This is a genomic window from Alteromonas infernus (genome assembly GCF_902705815.1).
Window position 1 is genome coordinate 1 of sequence record NZ_CACSIG010000006.1, and the last position, 599, is coordinate 599.

A 599-nucleotide genomic window follows, 5' to 3' on the forward strand; every position below is an offset into this window, starting at 1 on the left:
ATCATCTAAAGTTAAATAAGTTTCTGGACATACAAATACACCATCAACGGCGGAGTCAAAAATTGATGAGTTTGCAGTTACTTCTTCAGAATATGTAGCTGTCGCTCTTAGCTTTCTATTAGCATAATTGAAAGAAAATGATTCAGTGTCTCCATAAAACGCTTGATTTTTACTTCCTGAGAGACTTGTCCTTGGGCTGAGTTGGACTCTGAAGTCAATCGCGTAAAAACTACTATCATCACTATTTGACAACGTACTTTGTTCTCCTACGCTGTTGTATGCGATCCTTAGTAAGTTGTTTTGATTTTGATACATAATGCCCGCGTTGTAGGTTCTGTACGTATCTATACCATCTACTCCATTTAATTCCTGTTTAGACTCGTTAATTCCCGACAACTAAAAAAACGCGATCAGTAATGGCAAAATTGGTATCTGCATATGAGTTGCGCCTCTTTGTATCAAAACTCTATTTCGCTGAGTTTCTCTGTAATTTCGCTCCTAAGTTCCATCGAAGGAACTGAAAACCTCTGCCACTAGCTAAGTTGAAACTTCGAACGTAGTCTTTTAGTGTCAAAAGTCAGTTTCACGTGTACTGCTTC

The 599-nt window shown here is 38.1% G+C and carries 1 pseudogene; it reads right to left on the minus strand.

What is annotated here, in order from left to right:
- Positions 1-252, minus strand: a pseudogene (locus ACX5J7_RS01500) (hypothetical protein); the annotation flags it as partial.
- Positions 253-599: the final 347 nt, after the last annotated feature.